Origin of the sequence: Listeria welshimeri serovar 6b str. SLCC5334 (assembly GCF_000060285.1) — a bacterium.
Classification (GTDB): Bacteria; Bacillota; Bacilli; order Lactobacillales; family Listeriaceae; genus Listeria; species Listeria welshimeri.
Genome location: NC_008555.1, coordinates 2169623 through 2187023, shown reverse-complemented (window position 1 = coordinate 2187023; position 17401 = coordinate 2169623). Strand labels below are relative to the sequence as shown.

13 protein-coding genes are annotated in these 17401 nt (G+C 35.7%); 12 read left to right on the top strand and 1 reads right to left on the bottom strand.

Going from position 1 to position 17401, the window contains the following annotated elements:
- Nucleotides 1–309: 309 nt before the first annotated feature.
- The 3 genes from LWE_RS10925 (at nucleotide 310) to LWE_RS10915 (ending at nucleotide 4067) form a co-directional block, all read left to right on the top strand.
- Nucleotides 310–2133, top strand: a complete 1824-nt coding sequence (locus LWE_RS10925; RefSeq protein WP_011702907.1) for an APC family permease — start codon at nucleotides 310–312, stop codon at nucleotides 2131–2133.
- 594 nt (nucleotides 2134–2727) lie between these two features.
- Nucleotides 2728–2964 (top strand): hypothetical protein, encoded by a 237-nt coding sequence (locus LWE_RS10920; protein ID WP_011702906.1) that lies wholly within the window; start codon nucleotides 2728–2730, stop codon nucleotides 2962–2964.
- A 137-nt stretch (nucleotides 2965–3101) separates the two neighbouring features.
- Nucleotides 3102–4067 carry a LacI family DNA-binding transcriptional regulator gene (locus tag LWE_RS10915; RefSeq protein ID WP_011702905.1) on the top strand — a complete coding sequence of 322 codons (966 nt, stop codon included), beginning with the start codon at nucleotides 3102–3104 and terminating at the stop codon, nucleotides 4065–4067.
- Between the two features lie 35 nt (nucleotides 4068–4102).
- Here LWE_RS10915 and LWE_RS10910 read toward each other — a convergent pair whose 3' ends face one another.
- Nucleotides 4103–4738, bottom strand: coding sequence for a CPBP family intramembrane glutamic endopeptidase (locus LWE_RS10910; RefSeq protein WP_011702904.1), 636 nt, complete (start codon nucleotides 4736–4738; stop codon nucleotides 4103–4105).
- 257 nt (nucleotides 4739–4995) lie between these two features.
- Between LWE_RS10910 and LWE_RS10905 the strand changes: the two genes are divergently transcribed.
- From LWE_RS10905 to LWE_RS10865, 9 genes are all read left to right on the top strand, one after another.
- Nucleotides 4996–6771 (top strand): glycoside hydrolase family 13 protein, encoded by a 1776-nt coding sequence (locus tag LWE_RS10905; protein ID WP_011702903.1) that lies wholly within the window; start codon nucleotides 4996–4998, stop codon nucleotides 6769–6771.
- A gap of 212 nt (nucleotides 6772–6983) precedes the next feature.
- Nucleotides 6984–8243 carry an extracellular solute-binding protein gene (locus LWE_RS10900; RefSeq protein ID WP_011702902.1) on the top strand — a complete coding sequence of 420 codons (1260 nt, stop codon included), beginning with the start codon at nucleotides 6984–6986 and terminating at the stop codon, nucleotides 8241–8243.
- Nucleotides 8244–8330: 87 nt separating this feature from the next.
- Entirely contained in the window at nucleotides 8331–9638 is a 1308-nt protein-coding gene (locus LWE_RS10895) for a sugar ABC transporter permease (protein ID WP_011702901.1), read from the top strand.
- Nucleotides 9639–10490 carry a sugar ABC transporter permease gene (locus LWE_RS10890; protein WP_003763416.1) on the top strand — a complete coding sequence of 284 codons (852 nt, stop codon included), beginning with the start codon at nucleotides 9639–9641 and terminating at the stop codon, nucleotides 10488–10490.
- Nucleotides 10491–10517: 27 nt separating this feature from the next.
- The gene (locus LWE_RS10885) at nucleotides 10518–11351 is read left to right on the top strand and encodes a DUF1189 domain-containing protein (protein ID WP_011702900.1); all 834 of its coding nucleotides are present in this window, start codon (nucleotides 10518–10520) and stop codon (nucleotides 11349–11351) included.
- A gap of 15 nt (nucleotides 11352–11366) precedes the next feature.
- Nucleotides 11367–13628 (top strand): glycoside hydrolase family 65 protein, encoded by a 2262-nt coding sequence (locus LWE_RS10880; RefSeq protein WP_011702899.1) that lies wholly within the window; start codon nucleotides 11367–11369, stop codon nucleotides 13626–13628.
- 130 nt (nucleotides 13629–13758) lie between these two features.
- Nucleotides 13759–15054: a phage baseplate protein gene (locus LWE_RS10875; RefSeq protein WP_011702898.1), complete on the top strand. Its 1296-nt coding sequence runs from the start codon at nucleotides 13759–13761 to the stop codon at nucleotides 15052–15054.
- Nucleotides 15055–15208: 154 nt separating this feature from the next.
- The gene (gene dacA, locus LWE_RS10870; protein WP_011702897.1) at nucleotides 15209–16030 is read left to right on the top strand and encodes a diadenylate cyclase; all 822 of its coding nucleotides are present in this window, start codon (nucleotides 15209–15211) and stop codon (nucleotides 16028–16030) included.
- Nucleotides 16030–17385, top strand: coding sequence for a CdaR family protein (locus LWE_RS10865; RefSeq protein WP_077904749.1), 1356 nt, complete (start codon nucleotides 16030–16032; stop codon nucleotides 17383–17385). Before dacA ends, LWE_RS10865 begins: the two co-directional genes overlap by 1 nt.
- The last annotated feature ends 16 nt before the right edge of the window (nucleotides 17386–17401 follow it).

Sequence of the window (17401 nt, the reverse complement as noted above, 5' to 3'; positions counted from 1 at the left end):
TAGAAACTATTATATAAAAAAAGGATAGCATTTGTAAATACCTAAATTAAATTCTTTTTTTTCTGAAAATATAGCTTATAAATAAGAGTTATTTATTCGTTTATTGGGTAGTGTACTAAAAGGTATTTAAAAATTTATTTTAATAGTGTAGACCGTAAAACTTAGATTTAAGAGCCATTCAGAAGTTAAAGTAAAATAGTAAAATTAAAATAATATAAATTAGTATTACAATCTAAAATCAGCTGTGCTATAATGTGTCTGGTCAACTTGAAGTTAATAAAAAATCAAATAAAAAAGGTAGGGAATACAATGGCTTCGCCGCTAAAAAGACTATTAATCGGCCGCCCTCTGAAAACATCAGAAGCTGGAGACCAAAAATTGGGGAAATTAAAAGCTTTGGCAGTTCTGTCATCCGATGCACTCTCTTCTATTGCATATGGTACAGAGCAGATTTTATTGGTACTTGTAACCGTTAGCGCTGCCGCTATGTGGTATTCATTACCAATCGCACTGTGTGTGCTTGTTCTTTTGTTTGCACTTAATTTATCTTATAAACAAATTATATACTCATACCCACATGGTGGTGGAGCATATATAGTTTCAAGAGAAAATTTAGGGAATAATGCGGGATTAATTGCAGGGGGATCTCTACTGGTAGATTACATGCTCACAGTCGCTGTAAGTGTTTCCTCTGGTACAGATGCAATTATTTCAGCTATACCATCTTTATATCCTCTTGCTGTACCGATAGCCGTAATACTTGTTGTTGGGGTAACTATTATTAACCTTCGAGGAATTACAGAATCAGCTAGCTTACTTGCCATTCCAGTATATTTGTTTGTCTTTTCCATTATAGCTCTTATTTTTACAGGTTTATTTAAAATAGTAACTGGTATGGATGCAAGTCATGAAACTGCTGCTGTAGGAACACATGTACAGGGTGTTACCATTTTTCTTTTACTAAGAGCGTTTGCTTCTGGGTCGGCTTCTTTAACTGGTATTGAGGCTATATCTAATGCTGTGCCTTTATTTAAAGAGCCTAGACCAAAAAATGCAGCTAAAACATTGACTCTTATGGCTGGACTACTAGGATTTTTCTTTGTTGGGATTACTGTACTAGCCTTTGTTTATGGGACTGTTCCAGAACTAAAGGTAACTGTATTGTCTCAAATTGCTGAAAATGTTTTCGGTAGAAATTTTATGTTTTATTTCATTCAAGCAACTACTGCACTTATATTGGTTTTAGCAGCTAATACTGGTTTCTCAGCATTTCCGATGTTAGCCTACAACTTGGCGAAAGATAAATTTATGCCAAGAATGTATCTTGCGCGTGGTGATAGATTAGGTTATTCCAATGGGATTATAACGCTTGCGGTTGGATCTATTCTTTTAATTATTCTATTTAAAGGAAAAACGGAACTATTAATTCCATTATATTCTGTAGGAGTATTTATTCCATTCACGCTCTCGCAGACAGGAATGATTGTTAAATGGTGGAAGCAACGTCCAAAAGGATGGAAAAAATCTTTATCAGCCAATTTACTTGGAGCATCGATTTCATTTACTGTTTTAATAGTATTATTTTTAACGCGGATTGAATCTGTTTGGCCGGTATTTATCTTTATGCCGATTATGATTTATGTGTTCCATCGGACAAGACATCACTATCGTAAAGTTGGTCCGCAACTTAGGATTGACGAAACAATGGACTTGCCTGATTTTAAAGGGAATGCCGTTATTATCTGTGTGTCTGATACCACCAAAGTTGTGGAAGGTGCACTTCAATATGCTAAGTCTATTGGTGATACGGTCATAGCTGTTCACATTTCTATAGATAAAAAACAGGAAAAGGAATTTGTTGAGAGATGGAATAGGGTTCATCCTGAAGTGCGTATGGCTAATCTGTTCTCGCCTTATCGATCCATTTCAGATCCATTAATGAAATTTATTGATACAGCGAAGCAAAAGGCAGATCAAGACAATTACTCACTAACGGTACTAATACCGCAATTTATCCCTAGAAAAGGTTGGCAAAATGTCCTTCATAATCAAACAAGTCTATTGATTCGTACTAGACTTCTAATGAAAAGAGATGTGGTTGTTTCCACATATCCATATCATTTAAAAGAATAATAAGGAGAAAACGGAAGAGTGCTTCGGGGGAAGTGGGGGAACTCTTCCGTTTTTATAATGGAACAACGTAAGCATAACTGGTTTCCATTTGTTTGTAAAAGACGCAAAAATAGATTTTAAAAGGTAGAAAAGTAATGAAAATATACTTTTCTCTTAGTGGGAAATTGCTTTTTAAATAAAAATAATCCACCAAAAATAGAAATTTTGGAGATATACTTTTTTTTAGCTAATTAAAATAAATTTTTCTATATTTTAAAGAAGAACGGTTTTAATGTATAGACTATTAGTAATATTCAATGAGAAGAGGTTATATTCTTCCATTTTAATAATACTTATCTACTAAAATGAATAATTATTAGATTACACAAAATAAGTAAAAGGACTTAAATAATATTACAAAAAGGTAACAAATTTTTCTTTTTGATGAATTCAAAATGAGTGGATTTATATTTCAATAATAAAGCGCTATATAGAGCCGTTTTCTGCTTTTTCTTCTATTTTTGAAAATCTGATGAAGTCTTGAAAAAAGCCGGTTTTCGCGTTATAATTTCAGTAGTTGATAGGAGTAATTAAGTAAGTAAAGGAGCGCTATGTATGCAAGAGAAAAATGTTAGGTATTATGTACTACCTACTATTATCGTTTTCATATTGGGAATTGCAGCAGTGAATGCGCCAAGTTTTCCGTTTATTAGTTTTCTGGCAACTACACTTGTCGCTATTTCAATTGGAATTGTTATCGGCGGTGTGCACCAATTACTTAGTATGCTTATCAAAACTTATCAACAAACTAAAGCACGGAGAGTTTCTCAAAAAAAATGGCAAACACTATAGAGTGAGTCATTACATAATCATATTAAACAAGCATTTTCGCATTTTTAGTGAGAATGCTTTTTTTGTGGGTTAATAGTTATTTTTTTTTGTGTAAAAGATGGTACAATAAGAAAGATTATGAATGGAGGAGGTTGGAGATGGCGACTTTAGCAGATGTTGCAAAACGGGCAAATGTCTCCAAAATGACAGTTTCACGGGTTATTAATCATCCAGATCAAGTTTCAGATGAACTGAAAATGCTTGTTTATAGTGCAATGGAAGCGTTAGAGTATGTACCTAATTATGCGGCTCGAGCGCTTGTTCAAAATAGGACACAAGTGATTAAATTTTTGATTTTAGAAGAAATTGATACCGTTGAACCATACTACATGAACTTATTGACAGGAATAAGTCGTGAACTAGATAAATACTACTATTCACTTCAATTGGTTACTCAGAGATCCAGAAATATCGGTGCATACGATGGGCTGATAGTTACAGGAATACGCGATAAAGATTATGATTTAGGACTTTTAGATATTGATAAACCAGTCATTTTTTATGGAGAAAACAAGCGTGGTTACGATTCTATTGATGTAGATAATAAAAAAGGAACAGCACTTGCAACAGAACATATGACGGAAATTGGATTTTCGCGAATTGTATTTTTAGGAATTGATTTATTGGATGAGCAATTTATGAAATCACGTTTAGAGGGTTATGAAGAAGTGGTGAAAAAACATGGAATTAAACCCGAAAGTTATTTTATCGCTAATAGTTCAAGTATTGCAGAAGAAAAAGCGTTTGAATTACTACGTTATAATTCAGAAAAAATTGCTATCGTATGCGCATCCGACCGAATTGCCATTGGAGTGGTCCGGGCTGCAGCTGCATTTGGGCGCCGTTTTGGTGAAAATATTGCTGTAACTGGATTTGATGGGGTTTTCTTAGATAGAATTTCATCGCCAAAAATTACTACGGTTCGTTCTCCAGTCGTTGAAATGGGGGAGGAACTTGCCAAGATGTTACTTGCCAAAATAAATGATCATGGAAAGCCTCAAGGAAACCTGCTATTTACTCCCGAATTACTGATAAGAGCTTCTACAACTGGAAAAGAAGAGTAATAAAAACGCTAGGAATCTTCATTCCTAGCGCTTTTTTATTTGAGTAAAACAGGTAAAAATGCAATAAAATCAAATAGAAAGTGAACAATTAAAGTAACCCAAATGGAGTTTGTTTTTTTAAATAAGTAGTTCAAAATAAGTCTGGCTGGTGCTAAAGTAACGATGCACTGTAGGAAATTAAAATCATAGGATGTTAAGTGCCATGTGGCAAACAGTAAAGAACAGAGCAAAGATGCTTGCCAAAATTTCCAGTTCCATTTTTTCCAAGCGGCGTATAACAAGCTGATTGATAATAATTCTTCCCCGAGAAGCATAAAAGGAATGCTTGTAAAGACGTAAGACCATGTCAGAACACTGTTGATACCATTTTCAGTTGGGCTACCTGCGAAATACGTCCACGCATAGTTGAAAACAGAGCTAATAATTATTAACACAGGAGCACCGATAATTATCCATTTGAAACTAAAATGTTTAAACCAATCTAAGAATTCTGCTTTTAATATGATAAAAGCGATAATTCCCATACATAGGGCATTAAAAATAGCACCTATAAATTCTAACACTCCAATATTGGAAATGATGTGTGGCAAAAGAATGAAAAGCAAACCAATAATGATTGCACTGGAAAATAACCAATACCCTTGTTTTTTAAAACTTAAAGTATTTTCCATTTTGTCCTCCTTTTAGACCGATTTTAAAGAGATTTCATTAGTCCATGAGTTATTATAGCTCTTTACTTTAAATCAGTAAAGTTACTAATTTGTCACACGAATGGAGAGGCAATAATTATTTATCTTCTATAATAAACTGGAAAATGAAAAAGTATTAAAAAAATCTTGTTACCGTTAACGAGCGAGAAAAGGTTGCAAACGCTTTAATGGAAATGCTAATTTGAAATAGAACGAAAGGTGATATAGGAGGAGAAAAAATGGAAAAAGCAGGGATTTATCATCAACCAGCGAGTAGCTATGCCTATAGTTATGATGCTAAAACACTACATATTCGGATTAGAACGAAGCGCTTGGATATTAGCGAGGTTACTTTAATTGCTGCCGACCCTTACTTATGGAATGATGGGAAATGGCAAAGTGAATCTTATTCCATGCGCAAAATTGCAGAAACTGAAGAACATGATTATTGGTTTTTTGCAATAACACCTGAACATAGACGTCTTCAATATGGCTTTTTATTAACAGATACAGACGGAAAGACAATTTTTTATGGGGGTCGTGGATTTTTTGAACCAACAGAAGCTAATTTAGCTACGATGGATTATTATTTCAAATTTCCATTTATCCATGCGGTAGATACGTTTGAAGCTCCTGAATGGGTGAGTAACACGATTTGGTATCAAATTTTCCCGGAACGTTTTGCAAATGGAAATCCAGCTATTTCACCAGAAAATGTATTGCCTTGGGGAAGTAAGGATCCGACACCAACAGATTTCTTTGGTGGAGATATTGAAGGGATTATCGAGCATTTAGATTACTTAGTGGATCTAGGTATTAACGGGATTTATTTGACCCCTGTTTTTGAGGCGCCAACCAATCATAAGTATGACACAATTGATTATAAAAAAATTGATCCTCATTTTGGAGACAAAGAAACCTTTAGAAAATTAGTGCAAGAAGCACATAAACGAGGTATTCGAATTATGTTGGATGCAGTTTTTAATCATATTGGTGATACTTCCGCTGAGTGGCAAGATGTGATTGAAAAAGAAGAAAAATCGGCATATCGCGATTGGTTCCACATTCATAGCTTCCCAGTTCGTCAAAATGAAAATGGTAATATCGAAGGAGAACCAACGCTTTCCTATGATACATTCGCTTTCACGACACATATGCCAAAATTAAATACTGCTAATCCGGAAGTTCAGAAGTACTTACTGGACATTGCAACTTATTGGATTCGCGAGTTTGACATTGATGGCTGGCGTTTAGATGTTGCTAATGAAGTTGATCATGCTTTTTGGAAAGAGTTTAAAAAAGCCGTACAAGCGGAAAAAGAAGATATTTATATTTTAGGAGAAATTTGGCATGATTCATGGATTTGGTTGCTTGGAGATGAATTTCATGCAGTGATGAACTATCCATTTACACAAACAATTATTGAGAATTTTATAGAAGAAAAAATCACACCGGAACAAATGGTTTCGGGTATTAATGAACAATATATGCGCTATCCAAATCAAGTGAATGAAGTAATGTTTAATATGCTCGATAGCCATGATACCGCTCGTATTTTAACACGCGCCAATAATGATGAGGAAAAAGTGAAACAAGCACTTGCTTTCATGTTCGCGCATACTGGTTCACCGTGCATTTATTATGGAACAGAAATTGGAATGGACGGCGGAAATGACCCGGGTTGCCGTAAATGTATGGAATGGGATGAAGCGAAACAAAATCAAGCAATGTTAGCTTTTACAAAACAACTAATTGCACTTAGAAAAGACAACCAAGCGATTATCACATCCGGTGAATTAACATGGTTAGATGCAAGTAGTGAAACAGGAATTACTGCATTTACCAAAGAACTAAATGGGGAAAAATTGCATTTTCTTTTCAATCAAGCGAAAGACAACCAAGATTTCACAATTTCTTTTGAAAAGGAAGCAATGGACATTTGGAATAACCAAGCTGTATCGGAAAATCTTACTATTCCTGCAAAAGGATTTCTTGTTATTAAAGAGAATAGCTAAATCAATGGCGTAAAGGGATTTTTCACATGTTTACTAGAAAAATGTTGTTATCGGTAACATGTGAAATCTTCTTGAAAACGCTTTCGATATCAGCATATAATAAATGCATAGGTTAACCTAATTCACAAACTTTAAAAAGAATTGAAAAAAGATGGGGACTTAAAAATCAGACAGTAAAGAGCGACTTTTTTCATAAAGAGGAGGAAAAGTAAATGAAGCGTTTCAAAAAAGTGGGAATAGTTTCGGCGGTTTTAGTAATGGCTTTAAGCTTAGCAGCATGTGGTGGGGGAAAAGACACAAGTAAATCGGGCTCATCTGATGAAAAAACATTAACCGTTTCCGTTGACGCAGGCTACAAAGACTACGTGAACAAAATAAAAGGTGATTTTGAAAAAGACAATGACGTAAAAGTAAAAGTTGTCGAAAAAGACATGTTTGAAACATTAGAAGCACTTCCACTTGATGGACCAGCTGGAACTGCTCCAGACGTTATGATGTCCGCATTTGATAGAATCGGAAGCTTGGGCCAACAAGGACATTTAGCTGAAGTAAAACTCGGCAATAAAGACGATTACGATGAAAAAGATCAAAAACAAGTAACGATTGACGATAAAATTTACGGCGCTCCAGCAATTATTGAAACATTAGTTCTTTACTATAATAAAGATTTACTCGACAAAGCTCCAGCAACGTTTAAAGATTTAGAAACACTTTCCAAAGATTCTCGATTTGCTTTCACTTCTGAAAAAGGAAAAAATACTGGTTTCTTAGCAAAATGGACTGATTTCTACTTCTCTTACGGATTACTTGCAGGATACGGTGGTTATGTATTCGGTGATGAAGGTACCAATCCAAAAGACATCGGTTTAAATAATAAAGGTGCGGTTGAAGGAATTACGTATGCAACAAAATGGTTCCAAGATGTATGGCCAAAAGGTATGCAAGATAATAAAAGTGCAGATGACTTTATCCAAGACCAATTTGTTAAAGGTAAAGCAGCAGCAATTCTAGGCGGTCCATGGTCAGCAGCAAACTACAAAGAAGCAAAAATTAATTATGGTGTAGCAAAAATCCCAACGCTTAATAATGGTAAAGAATACTCTCCATTTGCAGGCGGTAAAGGTTGGGTTGTAAGTAACTACTCTAAAAATAAAGATGTAGCGCAAAAATGGTTGGATTATGTGACTAACCAAAAAAATCAAGAAACACTTTATGATATGACAAATGAAGTACCTGCTAATTTAAAAGCGCGTGATACAGCGAAATCAAAAAATGACGAATTAACAAATGCTGTTATCGAACAATACAAAAATGCACAACCAATGCCAAATATTCCTGAAATGTCGGAAGTATGGACTGGTGCGGAAAACTTAATGTTTGATGCAGCTTCTGGTTCGAAAACACCACAACAATCAGCTGATGATGCAGTGAAAGTAATTGAAGATAATGTAACGCAAAAATATACTAAATAATGATAATTTGGCGGGGCAAAGATAGCGCGCTCCGCCATTTTTTTCTACTTAGCTAGTGAATCTATATCTAGAATTGAGGGTAACAAAATGAAACTAGAACAGAAACAAATTAAAAATGTTCGTCAAGCGACTTTGTTATCAATCATTCCGGGACTCGGTCAATTTTATAATAAGCAAAATTTTAAAGGAATTGTCTTTTTTGCACTATTTGCTTTGTTTATCATAGAATTTTTTGCAGTTGGGCTGAATGCGCTGATTGGCCTTGTCACCCTTGGAACTGTGCCAGGTGTGGACCATTCCTTATTCTTAATGATTGAAGGTACTTTACAATTAATTGTGACATTATTATTTATAGGCTTTTGGTTTATAAATATTTTCGATGCAAGACGTGTGGCTATACAGTGGAATCTTGGTGAAACTGTGAACCAATCTGCTCTTGCTATTATAAAAAATATGCTCGACAAAGGATTCCCTTACTTACTCACGTTGCCGGCATATCTGGTGATGACTTTTGTTATTATTTTTCCAGTTCTTGTAACACTTTTCATGGCATTTACTAACTATGACTTTTATCATATTCCGCCAGCAAACTTAATTGACTGGATTGGATTTAAGAACTTCTTTAATATTTTCTTCCTAAGTTCGTATCGTGACACGTTCCTAAGTGTGTTCTCGTGGACACTTGTTTGGACCATTTGTGCAACTTCCTTACAAATTGTTGTTGGGGTGTTTACAGCGATTGTTGCGAATCAAAGCTTTATTAAAGGAAAACGTCTTTTTGGAGTAGTTTTCTTACTTCCTTGGGCGGTCCCTGCTTTTATTACAATCATGAGTTTTTCAAATATGTTTAATGACAGTATTGGAGCTATCAACTCGCAGGTCATTCCACTTCTAAACCATTTGCCATTTGTTGATATCAATGCGATCGCTTGGAAAACAGATCCTTTCTGGACAAAAGTGGCGCTAATTAGTATCCAAGGGTGGCTTGGTTTCCCGTATATTTATGTCATGGTAACTGGGGTACTTCAAGCTATTCCTGGTGAGCTTTACGAAGCAGCGAGAATTGATGGAGCGAGTGCAATGCAACGTTTCCGCAAAATCACCTTACCAATGATTTTATTTGTAACAGCTCCTGTATTTATTACCCAGTATACGTTTAACTTCAATAACTTTTCGATTATTTACTTATTCAATGAAGGTGGTCCCGGAAGTGTCGGAGCAGGCGCTGGATCAACCGATATCTTAATTTCGTGGATTTATAAATTAACGACAGGTACTTCACCTCAATATGCTGTAGCTGCTGCGGTGACGTTACTTATTTCAATTATCGTTATTACTGTTTCGATGATTGCCTTTAAGAAAACGAATGCCTTTGGGAACGAGGAGATGATGTAAATGAGAGACTTTATGAAAGATCAGCGGACAACAAAGTTTTTGACCCAGTTTTTCACATATTTATTTTTGACCGTCCTAACGATTATTATTTTGTATCCGATTCTAATAACTGCATCTTCTGCCTTTAAACCAGGGAATATCGCGGCATTTACGCTTGAATGGTCGGATAGTTGGACACTAAATAATTTCACGAGATTATTTAATGAAACATTGTATTTGGATTGGTACAAAAATACACTGATTATCGCTGTTGTTACGATGATTATGCAAGTAACGATTGTGACACTTGCCGGTTATACATATAGCCGTTACCGTTTTAAAGGTCGTAAAAATAGTTTGGTGTTCTTCTTAATTATTCAAATGGTGCCCACAATGGCAGCTCTTACAGCATTTTACGTTTTAGCAATGCTGCTGGGTGCTCTAGATCAATATTGGTTCTTAACATTGATTTATATCGGCGGAGGTATCCCGATGAACACTTGGTTAATGAAAGGTTATTTCGATACTGTTCCCCGTGATTTAGATGAATCTGCCAAACTTGATGGCGCAGGGCATTTCCGGATTTTTGCTCAAATTATTTTACCACTTGTAAGACCAATGATTGCAGTTCAAGCTCTCTGGGCATTTATGGGCCCATTTGGTGATTTCTTACTTGCAAAATTCCTACTCAGAACGCCGGAAAACTTGACGATAGCCGTTGGACTTCAAACGTTTATTGCCAATCCGCAACAACAAAAAGTAGCTTTATTTGCAGCAGGAGCGATCTTAGCCGCGCTACCTATTTGTTTACTGTTCTTCTTCTTACAAAAGAATTTTGTTTCTGGCTTAACAGCTGGTGGAACAAAAGGATAATTGATTTTTAAAAAGGCTGTGATATCAATGAAAAAAGTTCCATTTATCATTCAATATGTTAAAAGCACGCTTGGACCAACGGCGATTTTTGAAGGACGGAAGGTACTCAAATATTGGCAAATGGTTATCGTATTTATTTTCTTAAATGCGCTACTGTTGTTACCTGTTTCCGCGCACTTTGCCAACCAATCGAGTTTTGATTTACCCAGTTTAATGCCGGAAATGGCGACTCTTGGTACGGATCAATTAGCGACGGAGGTTAGTGGACTGGCGCTCGAAAAAGGAGAATTAACCGATCAAAATGCGCATATCGTCGAAAAATCAGCAAACGGTGTAGCTGGTGTGAATTTAACGAAAAGAGAACTTGCTGGAGCGAAGAATGTGATTAACTTCAAAGAACGAGAAATGACGCTTACAGATGCAAGTGGCTATACGTTTGAAGTAAGCTATCCAAAAGATGCGACTTTGAGCGGAATTACATCAGGAGAAGCGCTTGTTGATTGGGTTTCCGCGCAGTGGTATTTAGAAAATCAAGCATTTGTTTTCTTATCAATGGTGCTGATGATTGGCTCGATTATTTTCGTTAGTTCACTTATGTTAGCTGTATTTACGACGCTTTTCATTTGGATGACAAAACGGAGCAGTTTTTCAAGTATTGCTTCTTTCAAAGAATCATTTAATTTAACACTAAATGCACTGGGAATTCCGGTGATGACAGCTTGCATTATTGGTTTCATTTACTTTGATATTACAATTATTATGGCTGTTCAGTCGCTTGGAATGGTGTTAATGATAGCATGGACATTTTTAAAGACAAGATTTTATAAGACTAGTGAAAAAAGTATGGCTGCTAGTCGCTAAATAGGAGGTTTTAGTATGGCACAGAAGCAATTATTTGAAATCGAACCATGGACATTACGGACAACCAAACTAGATAAAGAAAATAAACGTTTGCAAGAAAGCCTAACTTCACTCGGTAATGGATACATGGGGATGCGCGGGAATTTTGAAGAAGGATACTCCGGCGATGGCCATATTGGAACTTATTATGCAGGTGTGTGGTTTCCAGATAAAACAAGAGTTGGTTGGTGGAAAAATGGCTATCCAGATTATTTTGGTAAAGTTATAAATGGCCTTAATTTCATCGGGATTGAAGTACGTCTTGACGGTGAAAAACTCGATTTATTTGTAGATGAGATAAGCGATTTTGAACTTGTATTAGATATGGAAAAAGGCGTGTTAAGACGACAATTCACTGTAGTTAAAAAGGATAAAACGTTTCGTATTGTAGCAGAACGTTTTCTGAGTGTCGCAACGAAAGAACTCGCTGTTATTCGTTATCACGTAGAAGCTTTAACCCCAGCAAAAGTTGAATTAACATCCTTTTTAGATGGTAATGTACAAAATGAAGATGCCAACTATGAAGAAATGTTCTGGCAAGAAGTCGAAAAAGCTTCATCGACCAATCACGGATCTCTTATTACAAAAACTATCCCAAATAATTTTGGCACACCACGTTTTACGGTTTCTGCAGTGATGGAAAATAAGACTAATTCGACCAATGAATCAAACCAGACAAAAGCTCTTTACACTGAAAACCATTATTTATTCGATCTCCATGCAAATGAAGTGGCGCAAATAGAAAAACGCGTAGTAATCACTACATCACGTGATTTTGAAGAAGACAAGATTCTTTTAGCAGGAGAAAAAATCTTAAAAAGTATTGCAAAAAACACATATGAAGAACTTTTAAAAGCACATGTGGCAGGATGGCGAGAACGCTGGGATAAAGCGGATGTAGAAATTGCGGGCGATGATTCCGCGCAACAAGGAATTCGTTTTAATATTTTCCAATTATTTGCGACTTATTACGGCGAGGATGCAAGATTAAACATAGGCCCTAAAGGATTCACAGGCGAGAAGTATGGTGGAGCAACATACTGGGATGCAGAAGCATTTGCACTTCCAATGTATTTGTCATTAACGGATAAATCAGTTAGTCATAACCTACTTAAATATCGTCATGACCAATTAGATGGTGCCAAAATCAATGCGCAAAAAATCGGTTTGGGTGGCGCTCTTTATCCGATGGTAACGTTCACTGGTGTGGAGTGTCATAATGAATGGGAAATCACGTTTGAAGAAATTCACCGTAATGGCGCAATTGCTTATGCGATTTATAACTACACCAACTACACTGGGGATGATTCGTATTTAAAAACAGATGGTATCGAAGTTTTAACTGAAATCACCCGTTTCTGGGCTGACCGAGTTCATTTATCTGAACGTTTGGATAAGTATATGATTCACGGTGTTACCGGCCCAAATGAATACGATAATAATGTCAGCAATAATTGGTATACAAACTACATCGCGGCTTGGACTATCAGATACACAATGGAAAACCTTGACGCAGCTGCGAAGAAACGTCTTGGTGTTACCGAGTATGAAATCGCTAAGTGGGAAGATATCGAACACAGAATGTACTATCCTTTTGATGAGAAATGGCAGATTTTTGTGCAACATGATACATTTTTAGATAAAGAGTTACGTTCCACAGATACTTTGAAAGCGGAAGATATGCCAATTAACCAAAACTGGTCATGGGATAAAATTTTACGTTCTTGCTTTATTAAACAAGCAGATGTACTTCAAGGATTATATTTATTTCATGAAGACTTTGACTTTGATACAAAACAACGCAACTTTGAATTTTACGAGCCATTAACTGTCCATGAATCAAGTTTGTCACCAGCTGTGCATGCAGTTTTAGCAGCAGAAATTGGTAAATCTGATAAGGCAGTAGAACTTTATCAGCGGACGGCTAGACTTGATCTTGATAACATTAATAATGATACAGAAGATGGCTTGCATATTACATCCATGGCAGGAAGCTGGTTATCAATCGTACAAGGTTTTGCCGGAATGCGAGTAACATCAGGACAATTAAGCTTTGCACCATTCTTACCACATGGTTGGGAAAATTATCGTTTCAAAATTAACTTCCGTGATCGTTTAATCGAGGTAAAAGTGGAAGGAAATAGTGTAGAAATCACACTTCTGACTGGTGAAACTTTTGAAATCAATGTATACGGAGAACTACATGAACTGAAATCAACCTTAAAAATAACCAAATAACAAGTGGGAAACTCGTATCAGATAGCCTGATGCGAGTTTTTTATATGATACTTTTTCGATACTTTTAGAAAATGAATCTACCATATACTTAGTTTATCAGCTGATAATACATGTAAAAGGAGATTGGACAATGGCGAATTTGAAAGTAACAGAAAATGAGGCAACCATTCTGGCGTCAATACCTAAACATAATGTCGATTTCAACGCTCGTGTAATGCAATCAGTTTCTGTTGATTATGAACGAAATATGATTTATTGGACGCAGCAGTATAGTGGTAAAAAAATGACTGATGCCGGAGCAGGAGAATCGTATAACATTACGAGAACAGATCTAAAAGGAAAATACATTGATCAAATGTGGTGTTTAAACGGCGGACATGGAACGAATATTGCACTTGATTATGATGTAGCAAGTAAAAAAATGTATATTTGGTCCGCTTATAAAATAAACAATAAGTGGGAAGTAGTTCGTTACCCCTATGAAAGCAATAAAATTTTAAAGGGAACTGAGTCCAGTTTTTTCATTTCGAAGGTAGAGAGTGGTAGTTATAATCGTATCTCAGGCGATTTAAAGAATGATATGTTAGTCTTCCATTCAGGTGGAGACCCGAAAACATTTAACATTAGAATCGTGCGTGCTTCTTCTGTAAGAGAAGGAAAGCTTGAAGTGCTCTATAAAGTAAAGGCTACCGAAGCAAATGACGCATATGTATATCAAGGTTGTGCCTTAGACTTTCCATATTTATATACATCTTCTGGTACTGGAGGCGGGGAAGAACCTAAACAATTAACTTGTGTAGATGTAGTAACTGGAAAACGTGTGTATCAAACAACTTTTAAATTCAATACAAAAGCAATGCAACCCACAGAAAGTAATTTCGCAGAGCCAGAAAATGTTTGCGTATATTATAAAAATAACAAAAAGCATATTGTAGTAGGATATGCCTTAGGAGGAGCAGGGAATCGTATGAATAGAGCATTTGATCTTGTAGAAAATAATAGTGAAGACGTAGAAACAGAAATTGAAAGTTTAAGAAATCTGATTTTAAATCGTAAACGAACGGAAGTAATTTTTGATCAAAGTACTAAGGGTGATTTAACTACAACATTTAAATTACGTGAAACATTAAATAATTTTGATATGGTTCAAGTAGTTCTAGAATCAGGCGGTGGTTATACAACTGCTTCTAAACTTGTATCACCTAAACTATTTGAGGCTTCTAAATCATTTATTTTTGCTTCAAGTAATATTGGTGATACAAGTGGAACTAATGTAGATATGTACGAATATGCCGCCAACTTTAATGATGATTTAACTTCTTTTAAAAATGATCGTGCAGTTAAAATTGAAGTATCGAATAATGGAACAACACGCAGTAATATTACTAATATGGGCATTAAAAAAATTTACGGTATAGTTTTATAAATAATTCAAATGAAAGAGGAAGGAATTTTTTCTTAACAAATCTTTCCAATTTCAGACGGGACGATTGCTTTTTCCATAGTGGCTCTTATGCTATAATAAAGAAAGTGAACTACATTTGACATAAATGGTTTACAAGAGGCACGGAGGTGAAGTGATGGATTTTTCCAATATGTCGATATTGCATTATCTAGCAAATATTGTAGATATTCTTGTCGTATGGTTTGTAATTTATAAAGTGATCATGTTAATCCGAGGTACTAAAGCAGTACAATTATTAAAAGGTATTTTTATTATCATTGCAGTTAAACTATTAAGCGGATTTTTTGGTCTTCAAACAGTAGAATGGATTACGGATCAGATGCTTACTTGGGGATTTCTCGCAATTATAATTATCTTCCAACCGGAATTACGCCGTGCGTTAGAGACACTTGGTCGAGGCAATATTTTTACCCGTTACGGTTCAAGAATCGAACGAGAACAGCATCATCTAATTGAATCTATCGAAAAATCCACTCAATACATGGCGAAACGTCGTATTGGTGCACTAATTTCAGTAGCACGTGATACAGGGATGGATGATTATATCGAAACAGGGATTCCGCTCAATGCAAAAATTTCTTCTCAATTATTAATTAATATTTTCATTCCTAATACACCGCTTCATGATGGTGCGGTTATTATCAAAGGAAATGAAATTGCTTCAGCAGCAAGTTACTTACCACTTTCTGATAGTCCGTTCTTATCTAAAGAACTTGGAACACGTCACCGGGCTGCACTCGGTATTAGTGAAGTAACAGATAGTATTACAATTGTTGTCTCTGAAGAAACAGGTGGGATTTCACTGACTAAAAGCGGAGAACTTTTCCGTGATGTTTCAGAAGAAGAGTTACATAAAATTCTTCTAAAAGAGCTTGTCACAGTAACTGCTAAGAAACCTTCTATCTTTTCTAAATGGAAAGGAGGCAAAAGCGAATGATGGACCGAATTTTAAATAACAAGTGGTCAATTCGAATTATCGCATTGTTACTCGCAGCCATCCTTTTTACATCTGTTAATGCAAACAATAATAATGCCACTACTTTTTCAACAACGTCATCCAGTGATACAGAGGTTATCGAGAATGTGCCAGTAAAAGTATATTATGATAAGACGAACCTTTATATTTCAGGTGTTCCAGAAACAGTTACAGTAACGCTATCTGGTCCAAGAAGTATTGTTCAATCTGCAAAAGCACAGCAAGATTTCACAGTATATGCTGATTTGAAAAATGCTTCCATTGGCACTCAAGAAGTGAAGCTTAAAGTAAAAGACGCATCTGACAGACTAAAAGTAAAAATAAATCCAGCTACAGTAAATGTAAACGTGCAAGAAAAAGTAACCAAAAAATTCTCTGTAGATGTAGAATTAAGTAAATCAGTTGTGGCAGATGGATATCAAGCTGGAACGCCAATTATTGATCCCAAAAAAATATCTATTACCGGAGCAAAAGATACAATCGAACAAATTGCTTATGTAAAAGCTACTCTCGAAAATGATGGGAAACACAAATCGGAATTCACTGATAAAGCAACTGTCTCCGTTTTTGACAGTAATTTGAATAAACTGGATGTTGATGTGAGTCCGCAAGAAGTCGAAGTCACTGTGCCTGTTAAAAAAGTAGGTAAATCTGTTCCTATTAAAATCAAACAAGAAGGTACACCTGAAAGCGATATTGAAATATCCAGTATGACGCCGGATAAGGTAGAAGTAGTCGTTGTAGGCGATGATACGGTCCTTGATAAAATCAAAGAAATTGAGATTCCTATTGATGTTACAAAAATAAAAGCTGATACAGTCAAGGAAGTAACTGTGCCTGTTCCAACAGGAGCAAAATCGGTTCAACCGACGACTATAGAGGTTAAAATAAAAACCGTAAAAAAGTCGGAAGCAACTAATAAAACTACCACTTCAAAAGAAGAAAATACAACTAACCCAGACGAAAATACAACGGATGATTCAGAAGAGAAGGATACAAAAATTTCTAAGTCCTTCCCTAATATGCAAGTGTATGTGAGTGGTTTAAAAAATACATTTGATTCCCAAATGGTCACCCCAGCAAACGGAAAAGTTTCGGTTACCATCACTGGAGAGAAAAAAATAGTAGACGATATTGCAGTAAAAGACTTGAGCGTTATTGCCAACTTAAGTAAAAGTAAAGCTGGCGATTATAGTGTACCACTTGAGTTAACTGGATTACCTGATAACGTGGCTTACGTTATTAATCCAACAAAAGCAGATTTTATTATTACCGAAAAAGAAGCCCAAAATACAGTACCATCTAAGAACACATGAAAAATAAGGAGTGTGG

Coding starts and splice junctions, on each gene's coding strand:
- LWE_RS10920 (WP_011702906.1), top strand. CDS start 2,728: ATGCAAGAGAAAAATGTTAGGTATTATGTACTACCTACTATTATCGTT.
- LWE_RS10880 (WP_011702899.1), top strand. CDS start 11,367: ATGGCACAGAAGCAATTATTTGAAATCGAACCATGGACATTACGGACA.
- LWE_RS10915 (WP_011702905.1), top strand. CDS start 3,102: ATGGCGACTTTAGCAGATGTTGCAAAACGGGCAAATGTCTCCAAAATG.
- LWE_RS10875 (WP_011702898.1), top strand. CDS start 13,759: ATGGCGAATTTGAAAGTAACAGAAAATGAGGCAACCATTCTGGCGTCA.
- LWE_RS10865 (WP_077904749.1), top strand. CDS start 16,030: ATGGACCGAATTTTAAATAACAAGTGGTCAATTCGAATTATCGCATTG.
- dacA (WP_011702897.1), top strand. CDS start 15,209: ATGGATTTTTCCAATATGTCGATATTGCATTATCTAGCAAATATTGTA.
- LWE_RS10890 (WP_003763416.1), top strand. CDS start 9,639: ATGAGAGACTTTATGAAAGATCAGCGGACAACAAAGTTTTTGACCCAG.
- LWE_RS10905 (WP_011702903.1), top strand. CDS start 4,996: ATGGAAAAAGCAGGGATTTATCATCAACCAGCGAGTAGCTATGCCTAT.
- LWE_RS10910 (WP_011702904.1), bottom strand. CDS start 4,738: ATGGAAAATACTTTAAGTTTTAAAAAACAAGGGTATTGGTTATTTTCC.
- LWE_RS10925 (WP_011702907.1), top strand. CDS start 310: ATGGCTTCGCCGCTAAAAAGACTATTAATCGGCCGCCCTCTGAAAACA.
- LWE_RS10885 (WP_011702900.1), top strand. CDS start 10,518: ATGAAAAAAGTTCCATTTATCATTCAATATGTTAAAAGCACGCTTGGA.
- LWE_RS10895 (WP_011702901.1), top strand. CDS start 8,331: ATGAAACTAGAACAGAAACAAATTAAAAATGTTCGTCAAGCGACTTTG.
- LWE_RS10900 (WP_011702902.1), top strand. CDS start 6,984: ATGAAGCGTTTCAAAAAAGTGGGAATAGTTTCGGCGGTTTTAGTAATG.